This is a genomic window from Streptosporangium sp. OZ121, assembly GCF_051918885.1.
Taxonomy (GTDB): Bacteria; Actinomycetota; Actinomycetes; order Streptosporangiales; family Streptosporangiaceae; genus Streptosporangium.
The window spans coordinates 220,304-243,345 of sequence record NZ_JBPXMC010000005.1 but is presented as its reverse complement, the minus strand read 5'-3'; the positions used below and the strand labels follow the sequence as shown (position 1 = coordinate 243,345).

The 23,042-nt window shown below is 73.4% G+C and carries 15 protein-coding genes; 13 read left to right on the top strand and 2 right to left on the bottom strand.

Annotation, left to right across the window (positions count from 1 at the left end; all coding sequences use genetic code 11):
* Window positions 1-26: 26 nt before the first annotated feature.
* The 11 genes from ACTOQ1_RS13235 (at window position 27) to ACTOQ1_RS13185 (ending at window position 15,545) form a co-directional block, all read left to right on the top strand.
* Entirely contained in the window at window positions 27-1,643 is a 1,617-nt protein-coding gene (locus ACTOQ1_RS13235; RefSeq protein ID WP_440066960.1) for a glycoside hydrolase family 13 protein, read from the top strand.
* The gene (locus ACTOQ1_RS13230) at window positions 1,633-2,697 is read left to right on the top strand and encodes a LacI family DNA-binding transcriptional regulator (RefSeq protein ID WP_440066959.1); all 1,065 of its coding nucleotides are present in this window, start codon (window positions 1,633-1,635) and stop codon (window positions 2,695-2,697) included. Before ACTOQ1_RS13235 ends, ACTOQ1_RS13230 begins: the two co-directional genes overlap by 11 nt.
* Window positions 2,698-3,027: 330 nt before the next feature.
* On the top strand, window positions 3,028-3,159 hold the full coding sequence (locus tag ACTOQ1_RS13225; protein WP_440066957.1) for a hypothetical protein: 132 nt from the start codon (window positions 3,028-3,030) through the stop codon (window positions 3,157-3,159).
* Window positions 3,156-4,622, top strand: coding sequence for an FAD-dependent oxidoreductase (locus tag ACTOQ1_RS13220; protein ID WP_440066955.1), 1,467 nt, complete (start codon window positions 3,156-3,158; stop codon window positions 4,620-4,622). The genes ACTOQ1_RS13225 and ACTOQ1_RS13220 overlap by 4 nt, the downstream gene beginning before the upstream one ends.
* Complete coding sequence (locus ACTOQ1_RS13215) at window positions 4,619-5,302, top strand: DUF6875 domain-containing protein (RefSeq protein WP_440066953.1); 684 nt, start codon at window positions 4,619-4,621, stop codon at window positions 5,300-5,302. Before ACTOQ1_RS13220 ends, ACTOQ1_RS13215 begins: the two co-directional genes overlap by 4 nt.
* Complete coding sequence (locus tag ACTOQ1_RS13210) at window positions 5,299-9,966, top strand: non-ribosomal peptide synthetase (RefSeq protein ID WP_440066951.1); 4,668 nt, start codon at window positions 5,299-5,301, stop codon at window positions 9,964-9,966. Before ACTOQ1_RS13215 ends, ACTOQ1_RS13210 begins: the two co-directional genes overlap by 4 nt.
* Window positions 9,963-11,279: an MFS transporter gene (locus tag ACTOQ1_RS13205; protein WP_440066949.1), complete on the top strand. Its 1,317-nt coding sequence runs from the start codon at window positions 9,963-9,965 to the stop codon at window positions 11,277-11,279. The genes ACTOQ1_RS13210 and ACTOQ1_RS13205 overlap by 4 nt, the downstream gene beginning before the upstream one ends.
* Before the next feature lie 98 nt (window positions 11,280-11,377).
* On the top strand, window positions 11,378-12,409 hold the full coding sequence (locus ACTOQ1_RS13200; protein ID WP_440066947.1) for a methyltransferase: 1,032 nt from the start codon (window positions 11,378-11,380) through the stop codon (window positions 12,407-12,409).
* Between the two features lie 181 nt (window positions 12,410-12,590).
* Entirely contained in the window at window positions 12,591-13,850 is a 1,260-nt protein-coding gene (locus ACTOQ1_RS13195) for a right-handed parallel beta-helix repeat-containing protein (protein WP_440066945.1), read from the top strand.
* Between the two features lie 94 nt (window positions 13,851-13,944).
* On the top strand, window positions 13,945-14,583 hold the full coding sequence (locus ACTOQ1_RS13190; RefSeq protein WP_440066943.1) for an amino acid-binding protein: 639 nt from the start codon (window positions 13,945-13,947) through the stop codon (window positions 14,581-14,583).
* Window positions 14,584-14,816: 233 nt separating this feature from the next.
* Entirely contained in the window at window positions 14,817-15,545 is a 729-nt protein-coding gene (locus tag ACTOQ1_RS13185; RefSeq protein WP_440066942.1) for a hypothetical protein, read from the top strand.
* 90 nt (window positions 15,546-15,635) lie between these two features.
* Here the strand turns inward: ACTOQ1_RS13185 and ACTOQ1_RS13180 are convergent, their stop codons facing one another.
* Complete coding sequence (locus tag ACTOQ1_RS13180) at window positions 15,636-16,925, bottom strand: ABC transporter ATP-binding protein (RefSeq protein WP_362845700.1); 1,290 nt, start codon at window positions 16,923-16,925, stop codon at window positions 15,636-15,638.
* Window positions 16,926-17,220: 295 nt separating this feature from the next.
* Between ACTOQ1_RS13180 and ACTOQ1_RS13175 the strand changes: the two genes are divergently transcribed.
* Window positions 17,221-18,285 carry a LacI family DNA-binding transcriptional regulator gene (locus ACTOQ1_RS13175; protein WP_440066940.1) on the top strand — a complete coding sequence of 355 codons (1,065 nt, stop codon included), beginning with the start codon at window positions 17,221-17,223 and terminating at the stop codon, window positions 18,283-18,285.
* Window positions 18,286-18,339: 54 nt separating this feature from the next.
* Window positions 18,340-19,389: a carbohydrate kinase family protein gene (locus ACTOQ1_RS13170; protein ID WP_440066938.1), complete on the top strand. Its 1,050-nt coding sequence runs from the start codon at window positions 18,340-18,342 to the stop codon at window positions 19,387-19,389.
* Between the two features lie 161 nt (window positions 19,390-19,550).
* Here the strand turns inward: ACTOQ1_RS13170 and ACTOQ1_RS13165 are convergent, their stop codons facing one another.
* Window positions 19,551-23,039, bottom strand: a complete 3,489-nt coding sequence (locus tag ACTOQ1_RS13165; RefSeq protein WP_440066936.1) for an indolepyruvate ferredoxin oxidoreductase family protein — start codon at window positions 23,037-23,039, stop codon at window positions 19,551-19,553.
* Between the last annotated feature and the right edge of the window lie 3 nt (window positions 23,040-23,042).

Genomic DNA, 23,042 nt, shown 5'->3' with positions numbered 1-23,042 from the left:
TATGTCGTCTGATCGGGGGATTTAATATGACCGAGCTTGTCCGGGCGGACCGGGGTGCCGGGACCGCCACCCGATGGTGGCGCGACGCGGTGATCTACCAGGTCTACGTGCGCAGCTTCGCCGACGGCAACGGCGACGGCGTGGGCGACCTGCTCGGCGTGCGCGGCAGGCTCCCGTACCTCGCGGACCTCGGGGTCGACGCGGTCTGGCTCACCCCGTTCTTCACCTCGCCGATGGCCGACTTCGGCTACGACGTGGCCGACTACCGTGACGTGGACCCGATCTTCGGGTCGCTGGCCGACGCCGGGGCGCTGATCGAAGAGGCGCACCGGCACGGCCTGCGGGTCATCGTGGACGTGGTGCCCAACCACACCTCCGACCGGCACGCCTGGTTCCTGGAGGCCCTGGCGGCGCCCTCCGGAGACCCCGCGCGGGAGCGCTACATCTTCCGCCGGGGCCGCGGAGCCGAGGGGGAGCTGCCGCCCAACGACTGGGAGTCGGTCTTCGGCGGGCCCGCGTGGACCCGGCTGCCCGACGGCGAGTGGTACCTGCACCTGTTCGCCCCCCAGCAGCCCGACCTGAACTGGGAGAACCCCGAGGTCCACGCGGAGTTCGAGTCGATCCTGCGGTTCTGGCTCGACATGGGGGTGGACGGCTTCCGCGTCGACGTCGCCCACGGCATGGTCAAGGCGGACGGCCTGCCCGACGTCGGCCACCCCGACCAGGTCGGGATGATCGGCACCGAGGTGGTGCCGTTCTTCGACCAGGACGGCGTGCACGAGATCCACCGCGCCTGGCGCAAGCTGCTCGACTCCTATCCCGGGGAGCGGATCGGCGTCGCCGAGGCGTGGGCGCCCTCCTCGCAGCGGCTGGCCAACTACGTCCGCCCCGACGAGATGCACCAGGCGTTCAACTTCCACTTCCTCGTCGCCCCCTGGGAGGCCGCGACGTTCCGCGCGGTCATCCAGGAGTCGCTGACGACGGCCGGGACGGTCGGCGCGCCCTCCACCTGGGTGCTGTCCAACCACGACGTCAAGCGCCACCTCACCCGGTACGGCGGCGGCGAGGTCGGCCTGCGCCGCTCCCGCGCCGCCGCCCTGCTGACGCTCTCCCTGCCCGGCTCGGCCTACATCTACCAGGGGGAGGAGCTCGGGCTGCCCGAGGTCCTCGACCTGCCGGAGGAGTTCCAGCGCGACCCGCAGCGCCTGCGCAACCCCGACCACGGCCGCGACGGCTGCCGGGTGCCGCTCCCGTGGGCCGACGGCGAGCCGCACTTCGGCTTCAGCCTGCCCGGTGCCGAGGAGACCTGGCTGCCCATGCCGCCCTCCTGGGGGCCGCTCAGCGTCGCGTCCCAGCTCGGCGACCCGGTCTCCACGCTGAACCTCTACCGGGAGGCGCTGCGGATCAGGCGCGAGCGCCGCTCCTTCGACGACGCCCCGCTGACCTGGCTCGACTCCCCGCAGGGCACCCTGGCCTTCGCCAGGGGCGACGGGTTCGCCTGCACGGTCAACCTCACCGGCGAGCCCGTGGAACTGCCCGCCCCCGGGCGGATCCTGCTGGCCAGCGCGGAGACGGCCGTCGCGGGCGGCACGGTGCGGCTCGCCCCCGACTCCGCCGTCTGGTGGGAACCCGATGCCGCATAGCACCGGGCAGCTCGGTGCCGGTGCCGGCGGCACCGGCACCGCCCGGCTGACCGACATCGCCGCCCAGGCCGGGGTGAGCGAGGCCACGGTCAGCCGGGTGCTCAACGGCAAGCCGGGCGTGTCCGCGGTGACCCGGCAGGCGGTGCTGACGGCGCTGGACCTGATGGGCTACGAGCGCCCGCAGCGGCTGCGCCAGCGCAGCAACGGGCTGGTCGGCCTGGTCACCCCGGAGCTGGACAACCCGATCTTCCCGGCCTTCGCCCAGGCCTTCGAGAAGACGCTGACCCAGCACGGCTACACCCCGGTGCTCTGCACCCAGCTGCCCGGCGGGGCGGTCGAGGACGAGTTCACCGAGGTCCTCGTGGAGCGCGGGGTGAGCGGCATCATCTTCGTCTCCGGGCTGCACGCGGACATCACCGCGCGCTCGGACCGCTACACCCAGCTGATCGGGCAGGGCGTGCCGATCGTCCTGCTCAACGGGCACGCCGCCGACGTGCCCGCCCCGTTCATCTCCCCGGACGACCGGGCCGCGGCGCGGCTGGCCGTGCAGCACCTGGCCGACCTGGGACACGAGCGCATCGGCCTGGCCGTCGGCCCCGGCCGGTTCGTGCCGGTGATCAGGAAGATCGAGGGTTACCGGCAGGCCATGTCCCAGCTGCTCGGCGTCACGGACGTCGACGGGCTGATCTCGCACTCGCTGTTCTCGGTGGAGGGCGGCCAGGCCGCCGCGGCGCAGCTGCTGGAGCGCGGCTGCACGGGGATCGTGTGCGCCTCGGACCTGATGGCGCTGGGCGCGATCCGGGCCTGCCGCGACCGGGGACTGTCGGTGCCGGGAGACGTGTCGGTGGTGGGGTTCGACGACTCGCCGCTGATCGCGTTCACCGACCCGCCGCTGACCACCGTGCGCCAGCCCGTGCAGCCGATGGTCACCGCCGCCGTGCACACCCTCCTGGAGGCCGTCGCCGGGGCGCCCGGCCAGCACTCCGAGCTCATCTTCCAGCCGGAACTCATCGTGCGGGGCTCGACGGGCTCAGGGCCCAAGATCGTTCGCTGAACGTCCCCGCCCGTGTAAGTTTCACGGCGATCCATTTCCGCCACCGTCGCGGGCTTCCCCGGTGTGCCCGCCGATCTCTATACTCCGAGATCTTCACACCGAGAGGACCGCCGCAGCCGCCGGTCCTCCGGAACACCGCGAAGACCGTAGCCGCCGGTCCTCCCGGGCAGTGCGAAGGCCGCCAGAGCCGCCGGCCCCCTCGAACATCGCGAAGGCCGCCAGAGCCGCCGGTTCTTCCGCTCGGCACGTTTTGATCCGGGCCGCCCGCGGTCCGGGACCTCACCCTCTTTCGACCCGTCGATCTCGCGCGCCCGCCCCAGGAGGCCGGTTTTGAGTGTGCACGACCTCGCCCAGATCGCTCAGCTCGCCATGATCGCCGATCCTTCCCGGCTCACCGTTCCGATTCACGACCGCGCGGGCACGCCCTCGTGCCGCGCCATGGGACCGGAGGAGACGCCGTGACGGACGCATCCCACTTACCCGGTACGCCTGGCACACCTGACCTGTCAGGCTTACCCGGCGGCACCCGCCGCCACGAGGCCCACCCCGCCGCCGTCCACCCCGCCTCAGAGGACAGGGCCGCGGTCGTCGGGGCGGGCCCGGCGGGATCGCTGCTCGCCGTCCTCCTCGCCCGCCGCGGCCACCCGGTCGACGTCTACGACATGCGCCCCGACCCGCGCGACGGCAAGGGCGACGGCGAGGGACGCTCGATCAACCTGGGCCTGTCGGCCCGCGGCATCCGCGCCCTGCGGCACGTCGGCTTGTGGAACGCTCTCGGGGACAGGCTCGTGCCCATGCGGGGACGGATGATCCACCGTCCGGGCAGGCCCGCGGCCTTCCAGGCGTACGGCACCGACCCGGGGGAGATCCTCTACTCGGTCCGCAGGGACGAGCTGACCACCCTCCTCGTCGAGAGCGCCGCCGCGCACGAGGGGGTGAGGCACCTCTTCGGCGTCCGCTGCGCGGGAGTCGACCGCGAGAGCGGGGAACTGACCCTGGCCGACGCGATCACCGGGGAGACGCGCGAGGCCCGCGCGGACTTCGTGGTCGGCGCGGATGGAGCGTTCTCCGCCGTACGCGCCGCCATGCAGCGAGGGCTCGCCGCCGACTACCGTCAGGAGTTCCTCGAATGGGGGTACAAGGAACTCACGATCCCCGCCGCCCCCGGCGGCGGCTCCCGCGTCCCGCTGGAGGCGCTGCACGTCTGGCCCGGTGAGAACGCCCTGATCGTCGCCCACCCCAACGTGGACGGCTCGCTCACCGCGACGCTCTTCCTGCCCCACTTCGGCGCCCCCGGCTTCGCCGAGCTCTCCGGGGAGCGGGACGTCACCCGCTTCTTCCGGCGGACGTTCCCCGGCGTGGTGGACCTCGTGCCCGACCTGGCCGCGCAGTACGCCGCCAACCCGGTCGGGAACCTGGTGACCATCCGCACCTCGCGCTGGCGGCACGCGGACCGGGTGGTCCTGGCGGGCGACGCCGCCCACGCGGTCTACCCGTTCTACGGCCAGGGCATGAACTCGGCCCTGGAGGACTGCCTGGTGCTCGACGGCTGCCTCGCCCGCCACCCCGGCGACCGCGCGGCCGCGTTCGAGGAGTACCAGCGACTGCGCAAACCGCACACCGACATCCTGGCCGACCTGTCGGAGCGGAACTTCGCCGACCTGCGCGACGGCACCCGCTCCCCGCTGCGACTGGCCCGCAGGCAGGCCGACCTCGCGCTGAACCGCGCCTTCCCCACCCTGTGGCGGCCGCTCTACACCATGGTCTCGCACACCGACATGCCCTACGGCGAGGCGTTGCGCCGGGCCCACCGGCAGGACCGCGTGCTGCGCTGGTCGGGCGCCGGCCTGGCCGCCGGCCTGGCCGCGGGAGCCGCCCTCGCGGCCGTACGGATCGGCTCCTCGCCGCGGAGGACGGCCCCGTGATCACGCACCCCGACGACCCGTCGCTCCGCCTGATCGAGGTCGCCGACCTCGACGCCCCGTCCCCGCCGCCGGAGGTCCTCGCCCACCGGGACGCGCTGCGGGCCGTCGTCGACTGGGCCGGGACCTACCTGTGCCGCCCGCACCCCGACCTGGGCCGCAACGGCCCGGTCTGCCCGTACGCCCAGGGCTCGCTGAGCCGCAACAGGTTCTACCTCGCGGTGCCCGAGGCGGGAGCCCGCGCCGCCGAGACCGCCGAGACCGTCGAAGACATCGTCGCCGCGGTGGAGCCCTACCGTGCCTGGTTCGTCCGGCTCGCGCCGCTGGACGGGCCCGAGGCCGTGTTCACCACGATCCTGCTGCTCCTTCCCCGCCTCGGCGACCGCCTGGAGTTCGTCGACGGCGCGCAGAACGCGCTGAAGGACGCCTTCGTCGAGGAGGGCCTGATGATCGGGGAGTTCCACGACGGGCCGCCCGACAAACCCGGGCTGTGGAACCCGTCGCTGCGCCCCCTGGCCGGTCCCGTGCCGCTGCTCGCGATCCGCCACATGGTCGCCACGGACCTCCCCTTCCTGTGGGGGGACCCGGCCCACCGGCGCGCGTACCTGACCCGGTTCGACGGCAGGGTGCCCGCCCATCTGCGAGAGATCGTCATGGAGGCCGTCATGGAGGGGACCGAGTGATACCGCCCGCGCGCCGCGACCCCGCCGCGCCCGTCCCGCTCACCCCCGCCCAGGCACGCCTGTGGTTCCTCGACCGGGTCGGGTCCGGCGGGGCGTCCTACGTCTGCTGGACCTTCCAGCGCCTCGTCGGGCCGCTCGACACGGACGCGCTGCGCGCGGCCTTCACCGCCGTCGTGGGCCGGCACGAGGCGCTGCGCCTGGTCATCGTCGAGGGAGCCGAGGGACCCGCCCAGGTGGTACGGGAGAGCGGGCCGGAACTGCGGGTGGTGGACGCGCCCGACGAGGAGCGGGCGCGCGACATCGTCAGGGACGTGCTCTCGCGCAGGTTCACCCTCGACGGAGCCCCGCTGCACCGGGCCGTACTGATCAGGCTCGCGGCCGGGGAGCACATCCTGGGCTGGTGCCTGCACCACATCATGTGCGACGCGCCCTCGCTCGGGATCCTGGAGGAGGACCTCTGGGCCTGCTACCGGGTCCTGGTCGACAGCGAGGAGCCGCCGGGGCCGGTCTCCGCCCAGTTCCCCGACTACGCCGCCTGGCTCGCCGGGCAGGGGGCGGCGGGGCACGAGGCGGGGCTGGCCCACTGGCGCGAGCACCTGTCCGGCGCGCCCGCCGTCACCACCCTCCCGCAGGACAGGGCCCGGCCTCGCGAACCCGTACGGGGCGGGGCCCGCCGCTCCCTGCGCCTGCCCGACACCCTGGTTGCTGACCTGTACGCCCTCGTCAAGGCGCGGCGCGTCACCCTGTTCGTCATCGCGATGTCGGCGATGACCGCAACCCTGGCCAGGCACTCCGACGAGGAGGACGTGGTCGTCGGGACCGCCCTGGTCAACCGGCACCTGATCGAGCTGGAGGGCTCGGTCGGCTGCTACATCAACCTCATCCCGGTGCGGACGGACCTGCGGGCCGACCCCACCCTGGCCGAGCTCCTGCGCGCCGTGCGCGGCTCGGTCATCAGGGGGCTCGGCCACCAGGCGACGCCGTTCGAGGAGATCGCCGACCTGGCCGGAGCCCCCCGGGACCTGCGCAGGAACCCCGTCTTCCAGACGCTGCTCGTCATGGGGGAGGGAGGCCGGTCCACCGAGCGGGCGGCGAACCTCACCACGGAGACCTGGGAACTCGACGAGTCCTCGCCCGGCGCCCGCTTCGACCTCACCCTCGTCGTGAGCGTGAGCGAGAGAGGGATCGAGTTGCACGCCGACTACTCCGCCGACCTCTACGACGAGGTCACCGTCGACCGGTTCCTGCGCCACGTCGTCGTCTTCCTGTCCGCCTTCACCGCCACGCCGGACCTGCGGGTCTGGCAGATCCCGCTCCACGACGAGGTCCACGCCGGTACGCCGGACGCCTCGTACGGCGGTTTCCCAGGGGGTGCGCGGTCCCTGGGCGGGGGCACGCCCGACGGCGGTCCGGAGCCCTGCGACCTCCCGCCCGCCGGGGAGTTCACGGCGGTCCACGAGCTCATCGCCCGGCGGGCGGCAGAGGCCCCCGCCGCTCCCGCGCTGGTCTCGGAGGCGGGGACGATCGGCTACGGCGAGCTGGAACGCCGCTCGGCGCGGCTGGCGGCGAGGCTGAGGGAGGCGGGGGCCCGGCGCGAGTCCGTCGTCGCCGTCGTCCTGCCGAACGGCGAGGACGCCGTCGTCGCCCTGCTCGCCGCGCTGAGGGCCGGAGCCGCCTACCTGCCGCTCAACCCGGCCGACCCGCCGGACCGGATCGCCGGGATACTCCTGGAGGCCGGGGCGGTCGCCGCCGTCACCTCCGACGAGCACCGGGACGCGCTCGCGGGCTACCCCGGCGCGGTTCTCACCGCCGGGGCCGCGGAGGAGGCCGGGAACCCCGGGGATCTCGGTGAGGTGCCGCCCGCGGGACCGGAGGACCTCGCGTACGTGATCTACACGTCGGGGTCCACCGGGCGGCCCAAGGGGGTGATGGTGACCCACGGGACCCTCGCCCGGCTGACCGGGTCGTTCCGCGACATCCACGGGTTCGGGCCCGGCGGGCGGGTGCTGATGCTGCCGCCGCTGACCTTCGACGCCTCGGTGGGGGACGTGTTCCCCGCCCTGTGCTCGGGGGCCGCCGTCGTGCTGCACCCCGACCCCGCCCTGCTCGACGGACCGGAACTGGTGCGCTTCTGCGCGCGGCACGGCGTGACCGCGGTCGACACCGCGGCCTCCCTGTGGCGCGGGTGGGCGGCCGGACTGGCGCCCGGAGCGGTGCCCGACGGCTGGCCGGTCACCACGATGATGGTCGGGGGAGAGCGGGTGCCGCTCTGGGCGGTCCGCGCCTGGGCCGCCGCCACCGGCGGCCGGGTCGAGCTGTTCAACCACTACGGCCCGACCGAGGCGACCGTGTGCGCCACGGTGCACCGCACCCGCGACGGAGCCGAGGCGGCCGGGCGGGAACACCTGCCGATCGGGCGCCCCCTGCCGCACGTCCGCGCGTACGTCCTCGACCGCAGGGGCGGCCTGGCGCCCACCGGCACGCCGGGCGAGCTCCACCTGGGAGGTGACTGCCTGGCCCGCGGCTACGTCGCCCGGCCGGAGGAGACCGAGGCGCGGTTCGTCCACGACCCCCACGCCGGCCGCGAGGGGGCCCGCATGTACCGGACCGGGGACCTGGCCAGATACCTGCCCGACGGGACGCTGGAGTTCCTCGGGCGGGTCGACCGGCAACTGAAGGTCAACGGCTACCGGATCGAGCCCGCCGAGATCGAGTCCGCCGTCGTGGCGCACCCGGGGGTGCGGGACGCGGCCGTCGTGGCCTCCCCCGAGGGGGACCGGCTCGTCGGCTACGTGGCGCCGCGCACCACCGACACCGAGGAGCTTCGGGGCTTCCTGCGCGAGCGGCTGCCCCGGCACATGGTGCCCGCCGTGCTCGTACCCCTCGACGAGATCCCGCGCACACCGCACGGGAAGATCGACACCGGGCGGCTCCCGGACGCCTCGCGGGACGCGCCCGGGTACGTCCCGCCGCGCGGCCCGCTGGAGACGGCGCTGGCCGGGGTGTGGGCCCGGGTGCTCGACCTTCCCCGGGTGGGACGCCACGACAACTTCTTCGCCCTCGGCGGATCCTCGCTGCTGGCCGCCAGGGTGCTCGGCGAGATCCGCGGGGAGACCGGGGTCGAGCTCTCTCTCGGCGGCCTCTTCGAGACGGCCGACCTGGCGGAGTTCGCGGCCTCCGCGGCCACGCCGGAGCCGGTCCTCGGCGACGACGACCTGAGGGCGCTGGCCGTGCTGCCCGGCGATGTGCGCGACGCCCTCGCCCCGGCGCGCGGCGTGCCGGGGGCCGGGGGCGAGACCTCCGCTTCCGTGTCCGGCGCACCGGAGGCCGGGGGAGAGGCGCCCGCTTCCGTGTCCGGCGCACCGGGGAACGCGCGCGGCGTCCTCCGCCCGGCCGGCTCCGCGCCGGGCGGGGCGGCGGCGGGGTGGCCCGGACGGGTGCTGCTGACGGGGGCGACGGGCCTCCTCGGGGCGCACCTGCTGGCCGAGTTGCTCGACCGGGGCGTTCCCGAGGTGGTGTGCCTGGTCAGGGCGGGGGACGAGCACGCCGCCGCCGGCCGGGTCCGTGACGTCCTGACCCGGCACGGCCTCTGGAGGCCCGGTTACCGGGAGAGGGTCACCGGTCTGGCCGGGGACCTGACGGCGCCCCGGCTGGGGCTGGAGCCCGGCGTCCACGACGCCGTGGCGGAGGGGAGCGACCTGATCTGCCACACCGGGCGGATCGTCAACTTCGTCCAGCCGTACCGGATGCTCGGCCCCGTGAACGTCGGCGGGACCGTGGAGATGGTCCGGCTGGCCGCGCACCTGCGGCCGACCCCGCTGCACACCGTCTCCACCCTCGGCGTGTACCTGGGCCGGGCGGGCCGGGACCGCCCGATCACCGAGGACGAGGCCCCGGACGACCCCGCAGGGCTGGACTCCCCGTACTACCAGAGCAGGTGGGTCGCCGACGCGGTGGCGCGGCGGGCCCGCGAGCACGGCCTGCCCGTGACGGTCCACCGGCCCGCGCGGGTCGGCGGCCACAGCCTCACCGGCAGGGGCGACCCCGCGGACTACCTCAACCGGCTGCTCGCCACGTTCGTCCAGCTCCGCATGGTGCCCGACATCCCGGTCGCCGAGGACGTCATCCCCGTCGACCACCTCGCCGCCGCCATCGCCGCGAGGCTGCTGGACCCGGCGTCGGCGGGGCGCGACTTCCACTACTTCGACGCCGAGGGGATCACCTACCGGCAGATGGCGGCGGCCCTGCTCGATCACGGGTACGACGTCGAGCTCGTCCCCTGGGAGCGCTGGCGGGCGGAGATCCTGCGGCGCTCCGCCACGGGCGAGCCGGTCGCCATGGGGCCGTTCGCCGCCGATCTGGGCGAGGAGCCGCCGGGACCGCGCGGGCCGAGGTTCGACACCTCGTTCGCCTGCCCGCCGCCCGGCGCCGCCCTGATCGGCCGCTATCTCGCGTTCCTCGAAACGTGTCCCGGACCCCTTTCCGGGACGTCTCCCCGGACGCCCACCGAGGCCTCCTCCGAGGCCTCCTCCGAGGCCTCCAGCGGGGCCTTCGCCGAGAGACCCGCCCGGAAGGCCACCGGGAAACCCACCGGGGCGTCCATCGGGACGTCCGCCGAGACCGGGACGTCCACCGGGACGTCCGCGGAAGGAGGGCTGCGTTGAGAGCCGACGCGCTCAGGTTCGCCGGCATCTGGTCCGCCGAGCTGGTGTCGGTGATCGGTTCCAGCCTCACCGGCTTCGTGCTCAGCGTCTGGGTCTACCAGGAGTCCGGATCCGAGACCCAGTTCGCCCTCACCCTGCTCTGCGCCACGCTGCCCGGCATCCTCATCACCCCCTTCACCGGGGTGATCGTCGACCGCTTCGACAGGAAGTGGGTGCTCGTGCTGAGCGACTGCGGGGCGGCGCTGTCGACGGCCGCGCTGCTGGTGATCGTCCAGGCGCAGAGCCTGGCCGTGTGGCACGTCTACGTCGCCACCGCGGTCGGCGCGATCTGCGGGACCTTCCACCTCACCGTCTACCAGGCGATGACGCCGCTGCTGGTCCCCGAACGCCACCTGGGCCGGGCCAACGGGCTGATGCAGGCCACCTGGGGGCTGCAGATCGCGGCCCCGGTGGCGGCGGGGACGCTGCTGGAGGTCGTGGGAGTGCGCGGGGTGCTCCTGCTGGACCTCCTGTCGTTCGCCGTCGCGACGGTCGTGGTCCTGGCGACCAGGCTGCCCAGGTCGGTCACCCGGCCCGAGACCGTCGCGAGCCCGCCGTCGCTGGGCACCGACCTGCTCTTCGGGCTGCGGCACCTGCGTTCCCACGGGCTGTTCCCCCTGGTGGCGGTCTTCGCCGCGTTCAACCTCGTGTTCGCCGTCGCGGGGGTGCTGATCCGCCCGCTCATCCTGTCGTTCACCGGGCCCGCCACGCTCGGGGTGCTGGTGTTCGCCGGCGGGGCGGGACTGTTCGCGGGAAGCCTGGTCATGGGCCTGTGGGGAGGGCCGCGCCGCAGGATCACCGGGATGAGCCTCTTCATGGCGGCGGGCGGGCTCGCCCTGGCCGCGCACGGGCTGTCGCCCTCGGTGGTGCTCATCGCGGTGGTCGCCCCCGCGTTCCTGTTCGTCCTGCCGGTGGTCAACGGCTGCGTGATGACGGTCCTGCAGCTCAAGACGGAGGCGGGGGCGCTCGGCAGGGTGCTCGCCACGGCGCGCACCCTGTCCCAGTGCGCGATGCCCATCGCCTACCTGAGCGCCGCGCCCGCCGCCGAGCACCTGACCGGCCCTCTGCTGATGCCGGGCGGCGCGCTCGCCGGGAGCGTCGGGGAGCTGATCGGGACGGGCCCCGGCAGGGGCACCGCCCTGATCTTCCTGGTCGACGGGCTGCTGCTCGTCGTCCTCGCGGTCACGACCTTCGTCCTTCCCCGGCTCCGCCGCCTGGAGCGCGAGATCCCCGACGCGCCCAGAGCGGACACCGCACCCGCCCCGGTCTCCTGACCCCCGCCCCCGGAACCGCGCCCCCGCGAGAAACCTTCGGAACCGCGACCCTCACGTACCCCGCCCATACGAACCGCGACCCTGACGAACGAGGTCCGATGCCGCTGCACCTGACACCCGAGGAAGCCCGCCGCTACCTGGAGAGCGGAGAGGCGCCCGGTCCGCATCTCGACGTGATCGGCGCCATGTCGGCGCACGCCGCCGCGGCAGGGCTCCGGCTCGGCCTGTTCGAGGCCCTGGCGGACGGGCCCAGAGACCTGCCCGACCTGGCCGCCGGGCTCGGCGCCGACCGGGAGGGCCTGCGCGTCCTGCTCGGCGCGCTCGCCGCGACCGGCTACGTGACCTGCGAGCCCGGCGGGTACGCGCTCACCGCCGTGTCCCGCCCGCTGCTCGGCGGGTACGGCAACATGCTGCTGTTCTGGCAGGAGGTCCTGGCCGGGCTCTGGGGCGGGCTGGAGGAGTCGGTGCGCTCCGGCAGGCGCGGCGCCGACTTCTACGCCTGGCTGGCCGGGCGCCCCGAGGTGCTGGCCCGCTTCCAGCGGTTGCTCCAGGACCAGGCGGGGTGGCTGGCGGAGGAGATCGCCGCCGTCGCCCCCCTGCCGGGCGGCGCCTCCCGGCTGCTCGACCTGGGCGGCGGGCACGCCCGCTACAGCATCGCCTACTGCCGCGACCGGCCGGACCTGCGCGCCACCGTCGTCGACCTGCCCTCGGGGATCGAGGCGGGCCGCCCGGCGGTGGCCTCGGCGGGGATGGCCGACCGCGTCACCCTCCTCGCCGGGGACATCCTGGACGATCTTCCGTACCGGGACCAGGACGCCGTGCTGCTGTTCAACCTGCTGCACGGCTTCGGCGAGGAGCAGGCCTCGGCCCTGCTGCGGGCCGCGGCGCGCACGCTGCGCCCCGGCGGGGTCGTGCTGGTCCTCGACCGGGATCCCGGCCATCCGGGCGACACGGCGGCGCGGGCCTTCACCCCGCTCTTCGAGCTCAACCTGCACCACACCCAGGGCGGGCGGCTGTACTCCCCGGAGACGATCACCCGGTGGCTCGCCGAAGCCGGTTGTCACGGACCGCAGGAGTATGTCCTGACGCGCTCCCCGGCCCACCTTCTGATCATCGCCACCAGGGCGTGAGCCGCACGGACGGCGACCGGACCCGCCCGGCCCGCCGGGGTGGAGCGGCCACCCCCGGCCCGCCGGGTGAAGCTGAGGTAACGACCGGCTGTGCGTCCTTCGCTCGGATCGCTGAGTGAACCCCGGGTGTGCGAAGATCTGCGCTGACGTACTGGCGGTGACGGCGATGGAGCGTACCAGAATGAAATCGACGAGGCTGTGGGCCGCTCCCGTGGCGGGGGTTCTCGTGGCGGGAAACATGCTCGTCGCCGTGCCCGGAGCCGCCGCGGCCGGCACCGTCTACTACGTCGACTCCAGGTCCGGAGACGACTCCGCCGCCGGGACCTCGGCCGCGACGGCCTGGCGCAGCCTGGACAACGTCAACGCCGCCACCCTGGGCCCCGGCGACACCGTGCGCCTCAAGCGCGGCGGCAGCTGGCCGGGCGCGCTGACGCTGTCCGGCCGGGGCACCGCCGCCAGCCCCATCTCGGTCGAGCCGTACGGCAAGGGCGCCGCCCCGAGGATCAGCGGCAGGGACGCGGCCTGCGTGGTGATCTCGGGCTCCTACGTGCGGGTCGTGGGGGTGCGGGCGAGCAACTGCCGGTGGGCCGGCTTCGAGGTCGGCGGCAGCCGCAACGAGCTCGACCGCGTCATCGCCGACCGCAACATCGCCGGGGTCCACTTCATGGGCGCGCGCAACGTCGTCAAGAACAGCGTCCTGAGCGACAACAACCGCATGAGCGTCAACGACGAGGGCGGCGACGACGACTCCGGCGCGTTCGGCGTGCTGCTCAACGGCGACGACAACCTCGTCACCGGAAACGTGATCACCGGCAGCTACGCGAGCAGCAAGGACTACGGCACCGACGGCGCCGCCGTGGAGGTGTTCAACGGTGACCGCAACCGGATCACCCACAACGTCGCCAGGAACAACGAGACCTTCGTCGAACTCGGCGCGCAGAAGGGCAAGACCGCCGGGGGCAACATCTTCGCCCACAACGTGGTCACCTCCTCGCGCAGGGGCTCCTTCCTCGTCACCCGGGGCGCCGGCCACGTGGTCGGGCCGGTGAAGGGCACCGTCGCGGTGCACAACTCGGTCTACCTGCCCGCCCGTAAGACCCTCGGCTGGGCCTGCCACGACGGCTGCTCCCCGGCGATCCTGAAGCTGCGCAACAACATCATCGTGGTCGGCGGCGAGGTGGGCTTCGAGGACGGCAAGGGGGCCGACGAGGACGCCGGCGTCTACAAGGGCCGCTCCCGCAAGTTCAAGCTCGGCCCCCGGTCGATCATGGCCGACCCCCGCTTCAGGAGCCGGACGGACCTGCGCCTGCGCCCCGGCTCCCCGGCGCTCGGCCGCGGCGTCAAACTCGGCCCCACCTGGTACGGCGGGGCGGGCCTGGCCCGTGACCTCTCCGGTGCCAAGCTGTCCGCGACCCCCGCCGCCGGGGCCTATCAGTCCTGACTTTTACCCGTTTTGGGTCTTATTCTGGACATCTCCCCGGAACCTTCGTGAAACCTGGCTAGGACAGTCTGGTGCGCAGAGCGAGGTGATCGGCATGATGTTGCGGCTACGTGTTTCCTTCCCGGACAGGCCGGGCGCACTGGGCCAGGCGGCCCGGGTGCTCGGCACGCTGGGTGCGGACATCCTCCAGGTGACGGTCCTGGAACGCGAGCTCGGCCGGGCGGTGGACGACTTCACCGTCTCCTGGCCCGGCACCGTGGACGCGGAGACGGTCAAGGACCGCCTCTCCGGCGTTCCCGGGATGCGCGTCGAGGGCGTCTGGCCCACCCGCGAGGTACCCGGCACGGCGCCCGACTACGACCTGCTGAAGCACGTCGCAGCCGATCCCGGCAGGGCCTTCGCCACCCTCGTGGACGCCATGCCCGACCTGGTGAGCGCCGAGTGGGCGGTGATCCTGTCGCCGGAGAGCGGAGATCTCCTCCATCGCAGCTGGCAGGCTCCGATGGCCCTCGACGAGACGGGTGGCCTCGTCGGGGTCAAAGCGGCCGACCTCGCCACGCTGCGCCCCGCCGTCCTCGGTTCCGGGCGGCACCAGCTGATGAGCCTCCCGGTGCCGGACACGAGCCGGCACCTGGTCCTGGTCAGGGACGACGGCCCGCCCTTCCACCGCGCGGAGCTGGACCGTGCCATCCGCGTCCTGGAGATCGTCTCCATCATGAGCCGATCCTCCTAAGTGCCCGCGTTTCCGATATGTCGGTTATGGGGTAGGAAGGCTAGGAGTGGCTCGGCGCCACCTTCGGTGACCGCGCCTCTTGTCCGTTGTGCCCGGTCCCGCCCACCGCGGGCGGCCGGGTCCGCCCGGCGGGACGGTGGCCGTCGCGCACACCCGCATCAGATCTCCCCCCGATAGACGCCGCTGGTCGTATCGGTACCGGGCCCCCGCGGGTCCGCGAGGAGGGCAGCCTGATGCCTAAGCGCCACCACGTGACGATGATCCTGCTGGGGCTGTGTCTGGGAGCCGGTACGGCCTGCGGGGGGAGCCCGGCCGTCACGGACGCCGCTTTCGCGGCCCCGGTGCGAGGCTCCGACCTCGAGCGAAGTCCCGGCCCCCGGCAGAGCGCCACCCCCACCGCCGGCTCCCCGGGGAGCGCCGCACCCGTGCCGGAGGGGTTCAAGCAGATCGGGGGACCCGCCAACGGCGTCACCGTCGCGGTCCCGAAGGAATGGGTGGCGCTCGACCTGACCAAGGACGATCTCGACAAGGGGCTGAAGAGCAGCGGCCTGTCGGGTCCCACGCTGGAACAGGCGAAGCGGAGCCTGCAGACCCTGGTCGACAACAACGGCATCTGGGCGTCGGACACCGACTCGGCGAAGACCTCCAGGAACGGCTTCCCCACCAACCTCAACGCCTTCTGCCAGGCCGGTCGGCAGATCTCGACGGAACAGCTGCTCAAAGAGACCAGATCCCAGCTGGAACAGCTCAACGCCAAGGTCATCGAGACGGGGAAGGTGCGGATCGGCTCCAGGGAGGTGGCGCGGCTCGTCTACTCGTTCGAGACCAACGGCGTCAACGTCCGGGGCACCCAGTACTACGTGCCGGTCGAGGACAGGACCTGCATCGTCACGCTCAGCACCGACACCGGGGGCAAGCAGGAGCTGTTCGACCGGATCGGCGAGACGATCAGGCCGACCTGACCGTCTCGCCTCTTGCGGCAGGCGAGGCGGCCCCGTACGGCCGGCGCCGCACCGCCCCGACGCCGCGGATGGCTCCGGGGCGGCGCCGCGTCAGCGCTGCGGCGGGTCGATGCGGGCGCCGTCCATGGTGAAGAGCATCAGGCGGGTGACGTCGACACCGACCCTGGCGGGCTCTCCGGACCGCCAGACCGGGCGGGAGCCCAGGCGGACGATGAGGTCGGCCCGGCGGTGATGGCCGCTGACGTGCTCCTGCTGCTGCTGCGGCTCGGCGTCCTCGTCGAACACGCCACCGGGCATCAGCCGCCGCAGGACCGAGCGGATCCGCCCGCCGACGAGGGGGACGCCCAGGCCGTTGGCCTTGTGCCGGGGGTCGGGGGGCTCGGGCACGGCCACGGAGGTCAGCCCGCTCTCGACGTAGGCGAGCCACTCGTGGCCGTGGTACTCCAGGGCGCGGACGCGGCCGAGGAAGGTCGGGCCCTCGAAGCTGTCGGGGACCGGGGCCAGGCAGTCCGGGCGCAGGCCGACGATGATCTGGTGGCCCACGTGCTGGGAGATGACGTACGCCCTGGGATCGGTCCAGGGGATCATGATCTGGTGCGGGCCGAAGTCCAGCAGGATGAACTGGTTCTGCGGGGTCCGTACGGTGGCCGCGAGCAGGTTGATCTGCTGGGAGCTGAGGAAGGCCGCGGTGAAGGCGGTCGCGGGGTCGTTGTAGACCTGGCCGGGAGTGCCGACGTCCTGCAGGACGCCGCGGTTCATGATGGCGATCCGGTCGGCCAGCGTGAGGGCCTCGACCTGGTCGTGCGTCACGTAGATCGTGGTCACCCCGAGGGAGCGGACCAGCGACGAGATCTCCATCCGCAGCTCGGTGCGCATGCCCGCGTCCAGGTTGGAGAGCGGCTCGTCCATCAGGAAGAGCGAGGGCTGGCGGACGATCGCGCGGCCCATCGCCACGCGCTGGCGCTGGCCGCCGGAGAGCGTTCCAGGGCGCCGTTCCAGGGTCTCGTCGATGTGCAACGCCTTGGACAGCTCCGTCACGCGCTCCCTGACCATCGCGGGGTCGGCCTTCGCGATCTCCAGGGGGAAGGCGATGTTGCCGCGTACCGTCCGGTGCGGGTAGAGCGCGCCGTTCTGGAACACCATGGCCACGTCGCGGTCGCGGGGAGCGAGCTCGTTGGCGAGCGTGCCGCCCAGCCACAGGTCCCCTTCGGTGACCTCCTCCAGCCCCGCGATCATCCGGAGCAGGGTGGATTTGCCGCAGCCGGAAGGGCCTAACAGAACGAGGAACTCCCCGTTTTCCGCGCGCAGACTCATGCGGTCGACCGCGAGGTATCCACCCGGGTATACCTTGCTCACGTTGTCGAGGACGACGGTACTCATGCGCGCTCGTTCCTCCCGGACGCCCCCGCCCGGATCCCAGCCATGTGATTGATGAGGTAGTACATCGCGACACTTGCCCGTGTGTCCATAGATGTCGTTAGAAATCGCTCATCTAATGGTTACTTCTCCGTTCCCGGGCGTGACGGCCGGTCGTGACATCAAGCCTTTACCGGAGCACCAGTACGAAGGTTGAAATGTTACAATTTGCGAAAAGTTGCAGAAACGAATTTCATAGAGGGCGCCGGATGCCGATCGGTTCGCACCCGGTTCAGCCGCATGGTGGGGTGACTGCTTGATGGACGGTGAGCTCGCGCAGCCCTCACGCTTCCGCTCCGACGGGACGACGATCCGGCTGGCCGACATCGCCGCCCAGGCCGGGGTGAGCGAGGCCACGGTCAGCCGGGTGCTCAACGGCAAGCCCAGCGTGTCGCAGTCGACCCGGCAGGCGGTGCTGACGGCGCTGGACCTGATGGGCTACGAGCGCCCGCAGCGGCTGCGCCAGCGCAGCAACGGGCTGGTCGGCCTGGTCACCCCGGAGCTGGACAACCCGATCTTCCCGGCCTTCGCCCAGGCCATCGAGAAGGCGCTGACCCAGCACGGCTACACCCCGGTGCTCTGCACCCAGCTGCCCGGGGGCGCCCCGGAGGACGAGTTCACCGAACTCCTGATGGACCGCGGGGTGAGCGGCATCGTCTTTGTCTCCGGGCTGCACGCCGACACCACGGCCAAGATGGACCGTTACACGCGCCTGATCGAGCGCGGGCTGCCGATCGTCCTGCTCGACGGCTACAGCGAGCGCGTCGAGGCGCCCTTCGTCTCCCCGGACGACCGGGCCGCGGCGCGGCTGGCCGTGCAGCACCTGGCCGACCTCGGGCACGAGCGCATCGGCCTGGCGGTGGGGCCGCGCCGGTTCGTGCCGGTGATCAGGAAGATCGAGGGTTACCGGCAGGCCATGTCCCAGCTGCTCGGCGTCACGGACGTCGACGGGCTGATCTCGCACTCGCTGTTCTCGGTGGAGGGCGGCCAGGCCGCCGCGGCGCAGCTGCTGGAGCGCGGCTGCACGGGGATCGTGTGCGCCTCGGACCTGATGGCGCTGGGCGCGATCCGGGCCTGCCGCGACCGCGGGCTCTCCGTACCGGGGCAGGTGTCGGTGGTGGGGTTCGACGACTCGCCGCTGATCGCGTTCACCGACCCGCCGCTGACCACCGTGCGCAAGCCCATCGGCGCGATGGCCTCGGCGGCGGTGGCGACCCTCCTGGAGGAGATCAACGGGGTCCGCGCCAAACATGTCGAGCTGATGTTCCAGCCCGAGCTCGTCGTCCGCCGCTCGACCGGCTCCGGTCCCCTGGTCAGCCGCTAGGGGCACGCGTCCGGCCGGGTGGGAACCGGTGGGAACCGATGGGAACATGGCCCGATGAACACTGGCCACGACGTCGTCGTCATCGGCGGCACCGGCGTCGACACCACCGCCTACGTGCCCGCGCTTCCCCTGCCGTACGCCGACACCTACGCGGTCCCGCCGGTGATCGACCGGATCGGCAACACCGGCAGCGGTGTCGCCCTCGGCTGCCATGCGCTCGGGCTGAGGGTCAAGCTGGTCGACCTGATCGGCGACGACCCGCAGGGCCGGTTCATCCGGGCGCACTTCGCGGAGAAGGGGGTGGACACCGGCTGGGCGCTCGCACCGCAGGGGACCCGGCGCAGCATCCTGCTCGTCGGCCCGGACGGGCGGCGCACCTCGCTGTTCGACCCGCGCGCCGCGACGGGTGAGCGGCTGCCCAGGGAGCTCTATCTGGACGCGGTCCGCGCGGCCCGGCACGTCCACGTGTCGATCACCGACTTCTCCCGGCACGTCTACCCCGACCTGCGTACCGGGTCCGGCCCGCGCACCGGACCCGAGCAGGACACCGGGCCCGCATCGGCCGCCGGGCCCGAACCGGCCGCGGGGACCGTCCTGGGCGGAGGGTCCGTCTCCACCGACCTGCACGACTGGGACGGCGAGAACGACCACCACAGGGACTTCGCCTACTCCTCCGACCTGGTCTTCCTGTCGGCCACCGCCCTCGGCCCGCGCCGCGACGAGGTCATGCGCGACATCCTGGCGCGCGGCCGGGCGAGGGCCGTGGTCTGCACGGAGGGCGCCGAGGGCTGCCGCGTCCTGGACGCGGACGGCTTCCGCCGCTTCCCCGCCGCCCCCCTGCCGGGACCGGTGGTCGACAGCAACGGCGCGGGGGACGCGTTCGTCTCGGGGGTCCTGTACGGGCTGCTCTCCGGGCGTTCCCTCGACGACTCCATCCCCCTCGGCGCCGTCGCCGGAGCCCACGCCTGCACGTCGGCGGGCACCCACGAGAACCCCATCGGCGAGCCGGACCTCCTCCTTCGCGCCGGAGAGGCGGGAGAACCCGGCCGCGCGGAAGGACCTGGCCACGCGGGGAGACCTGGGGAACCCGTCCGCCTCCCGTAGCCCTCGCGCGGGCGCGCCGACCCCACCCGCCCGGCTGCCGCGTGACGGCGTCCGCCTCCGGGGTTCCGCGCGTTCGCCCGGGCCCGGCTCCGGGCGCGCCGCCGTGCGCGCTTTCGTGCCCCCGGCGGGGCCTCGCCGTTCCGGCACCGGGGGCGCGGACCCTACTCGCCGGTCAGCTCGTCGAGGACTGCCCTGGCGGAGGCGCGGTAGGCGGCCACGTTGCGCAGCTTCACGTGCTCGTAGCCGCGGACCACCTCGGGCAGCTCTGCCAGCTCGCGGACCCGCTCCCCGGTCTCCGGGCGCAGGTGGTCCAGCGCGCGGTGCACGTCGCGGGTGTACTCGGCGGCGAGTTCCCGCTCGGTCCCGCGCACCCCGCCCAGGCCGAACGGGTCCAGGCGGGTGCCGCGCAGCGCGCGCATGCCGTACAGCAGGCGGAAGGCCGGGTCGAACCAGGCGCCGAGGCGGAGCTTGCGCCTCATGCCCAGGGCGCGCAGGAACGGCGGGTGCAGGTTGTAGGAGACCCGCGCGCCGGGGCCGAACTCGGCGGCGATCCGCGCCCGCTCGGCCGGGTCGAGGTGCAGGCGCGCCACCTCGTACTCGTCCTTGTAGGCCATCAGCCGGTGCAGCTGCCGCGCGTAGGCCTCGGTGACGGCGGTGTTCCCGGGGGTGACCTCCCGCTCTCTGGCGAGGACCGCGCGGACCGCGTCGGCGTACCGGGCGGCGTAGCGCGCGTTCTGGTACGCGACGAGGTCGGGCACCCGGACCGCGAGGATCCGGTGCAGCTCGGTGCCGGGCTCGGCGACCGCGTCGACCAGCCGCACCGTCTCCTGGTCGGGCGGCGGCGCGACCGGGGCGGCGGGGCGGGTCGCCGCCGCCACGGCCTCGGGGGCGGCGACCACCGCGCGGCCCCAGTGGAAGGCGGCGACGGTTCGCTCGGCGGCCCGGCCGCCGCCCGCGCGGATGGCCCGCTCGATCGACTCCAGGCCGAGCGGGATGAGCCCGCGCTGCCAGGCGGCCCCCACGATGATCGTGTTGGCCGGCATGTGGTCGCCGAACAGCGCCTGGGCCATCTCCTCGGCGTCGAGGTAGACGTTCAGCTCGCGCCGGGTCCGCGACTCCAGCGCGCCGATCGGCGAGCCCACGTCGGTCAGGTGGGTGGACGGGTCGAGCACCATCGAACCGGTCGGCACCAGGCTGGTGGAGACCACCGCCACGGTACGGTCGCGGTCGGCGGCGGCCAGGTGGGCGGGATCGGTGGCGCCGATCAGGTCCAGCGCCAGGTAGGCGTCCACGCTGGCCGCGCCGCCCCGCGCCGAGCGGTCGCCGTCACCGTCGAAGATGAGGATGTCGGAGACGACCGTGCCGCCCTTCTGCGCCAGGCCGGTCTGGTCGAGTCCCCGCGACCGCCTGCCGTCGAGCATCGCGGCGGTGCCGAGGATCTGCGCGACCGACACCACGCCGGTGCCGCCGATGCCGACCAGCCTGATCGAGGTCTCCCCGGTGCGTGCCTCGGGGAGGGGCATCTCCGGCGGCGCGGGCACCGCGGCGCGCTTCTTCGCGGCGGCCTTCCCCTTCGCGGGCAGGACGGTCAGGAAGGACGGGCAGTCGCCCTCCACGCACGAGTAGTCCTTGTTGCAGGACGACTGGTGGATCTCGGTCTTGCGGCCGAACTCGGTCTCCACCGGCAGCACGGACAGGCATTCGGACTGCTGGCCGCAGTCGCCGCAGCCCTCGCAGACCCGCTGGTTGATCGCCACCCGCCTGGCGGGGTCGGGCAGGTCGCCCTTCTTGCGCAGCCGCCGCTTCTCGGCCGCGCACTGCTGGTCGTGGATGAGCACCGTCACGCCGGGGACCGCGGCCAGCTCGCGCTGGGCGTCCTCCAGCGCCGTCCGGTCGCGCACCTCGGCGATGCCCGCCAGCCTGACACCCCGGTAGCGCTCGGGCTCGTCGGTGGTGACGACGATCCTGCGCACCCCCTCGGTCTCCAGCCAGCGGGTCAGGTCGGGCACCGACAGGGCCGGGGTGATCGTCTGCCCGCCCGTCATCGCGACCGCGCTGTTGTAGAGCAGCTTGTAGGTGATGTTGACGCCCGCGCCGACCGCGGCCCTGACCGCGAGCGAGCCGCTGTGGTGGAAGGTGCCGTCGCCCAGGTTCTGGAAGATGTGCGGGGTGTCGGTGAACGGCGCCTGGCCGATCCACTGCGCGCCCTCGCCGCCCATCTGGGTCAGGCCGGTGAGCGTGCCCTTGCCCTCGCGGTTGAGCACCACCATGGTGTGGCAGCCGATCCCGGCGCCGACGGGCGCGCCGTCGGGGACGGCGGTGGAACGGTTGTGCGGGCAGCCCGAGCAGAAGAACGGGGTGCGCTTGGGGGTGAGCAGCGTCAGCGGCGCCGGGCGCGAGATGACGGAGAGCCCCTTCTCCACCCGCTCGCCGAGGTCGGCCAGGCCCCGGCGGCGCAGCCGGAAGGCGATGGCTTTGGCGGCCAGGTCGGCGTCGACGGCGCCGTGCCGGGGGATGAGCTGCGCGCCGTTCTCGTCGAGCTTGCCCAGCACGCGGGGGGCGTCGGCGGTCCCGTACAGGATGTCCTTGACCGAGGTCTCCAGCAGCGGGGCCTTCTCCTCCACGACGAGGATCTCCGACAGCCCCTGGGCGAAGGTCCGGACGATCTCCGGGTCCAGCGGCCAGAGCATGCCGATCTTCAGGAGGCGGACACCGGCCTGCTCCGGCGTGACGCCGAGCTTGCGGAAGCCCTCGCGGACGTCGTAGTAGGCGGTCCCCGAGGCGACGACGCCCAGCCAGGCGTCACGGGGGTCGGCGGTGACGCGGTTGAGCCCGTTCTCGCGGGCGTAGGCGCGGGCCAGGTCCAGACGTGGGCCGACGAGCGTGCGCTCCATCTCCAGCGACCACGGGGTGAGCAGGATGGCGTCGGGCACGTGCCGGTACGGCCTGCCCTGGTACTCGACGACGGGCATGACCGGGACGACCCGGTCATGCCCGACGTCCACGGTGCCGGTGCCGTCCACGACGTTGGAGACGGCCTTCACCGCGACCCACAGGCCGCTGGCCCGGGACGCCGCGATCGCGTGGCGTCCCAGGTCGAGCAGCTCCTGGACGCTGCCGGGATGGACGACCGGCATGCCCAGCGTGGCGAGCGTGCCCTCGGTCGCCGAGGGGAGGGTGGAGGACTTGCAGGTCGGGTCGTCGCCGCAGAGCGCGATCAGGCCGCCCTCGGGGTGGGCGCCGACGAAGTTGCCGTGCCGGAACGCGTCGGCCGCGCGGTCGACGCCGGGTGCCTTGCCGTACCAGACGCCCAGCACGCCGGAGGTGCGCGGGCGGGGGAGCGCGGGCACGAGCTGGCTGCCCCAGACCGCGGTGGCGCCGAGCTCCTCGTTCTGCCCGGGGCGGTGCACCACGCCGAGCGGCTCGGTGTGGCGGCGGGAGCGGGCCAGCTCCTGGTCGAAGCCGCCGAGCGGGGAGCCGGGGTAGCCGGACACCATCGTGCCGGTACGGAGACCCGCCGCCCCGTCGGCGCGCATCTGGTCGATGATCACCCTGACCAGGGCCTGGGTTCCGGTCATGAAGACCTGGCCCTCGTCGAGCAGGTAGCGGTCGTCGGGGGAGATCTCCCGGGCGTCTGCGAAGATCGTCATGTT

Excerpts from the sequence above, each read along its gene's own strand:
- ACTOQ1_RS13235 (WP_440066960.1), top strand. The coding sequence starts at position 27 with ATGACCGAGCTTGTCCGGGCGGACCGGGGTGCCGGGACCGCCACCCGA.
- ACTOQ1_RS13230 (WP_440066959.1), top strand. The coding sequence starts at position 1,633 with ATGCCGCATAGCACCGGGCAGCTCGGTGCCGGTGCCGGCGGCACCGGC.
- ACTOQ1_RS13200 (WP_440066947.1), top strand. The coding sequence starts at position 11,378 with ATGCCGCTGCACCTGACACCCGAGGAAGCCCGCCGCTACCTGGAGAGC.
- ACTOQ1_RS13195 (WP_440066945.1), top strand. The coding sequence starts at position 12,591 with ATGAAATCGACGAGGCTGTGGGCCGCTCCCGTGGCGGGGGTTCTCGTG.
- ACTOQ1_RS13190 (WP_440066943.1), top strand. The coding sequence starts at position 13,945 with ATGATGTTGCGGCTACGTGTTTCCTTCCCGGACAGGCCGGGCGCACTG.
- ACTOQ1_RS13185 (WP_440066942.1), top strand. The coding sequence starts at position 14,817 with ATGCCTAAGCGCCACCACGTGACGATGATCCTGCTGGGGCTGTGTCTG.
- ACTOQ1_RS13180 (WP_362845700.1), bottom strand. The coding sequence starts at position 16,925 with ATGAGTACCGTCGTCCTCGACAACGTGAGCAAGGTATACCCGGGTGGA.
- ACTOQ1_RS13175 (WP_440066940.1), top strand. The coding sequence starts at position 17,221 with ATGGACGGTGAGCTCGCGCAGCCCTCACGCTTCCGCTCCGACGGGACG.
- ACTOQ1_RS13170 (WP_440066938.1), top strand. The coding sequence starts at position 18,340 with ATGAACACTGGCCACGACGTCGTCGTCATCGGCGGCACCGGCGTCGAC.
- ACTOQ1_RS13165 (WP_440066936.1), bottom strand. The coding sequence starts at position 23,039 with ATGACGATCTTCGCAGACGCCCGGGAGATCTCCCCCGACGACCGCTAC.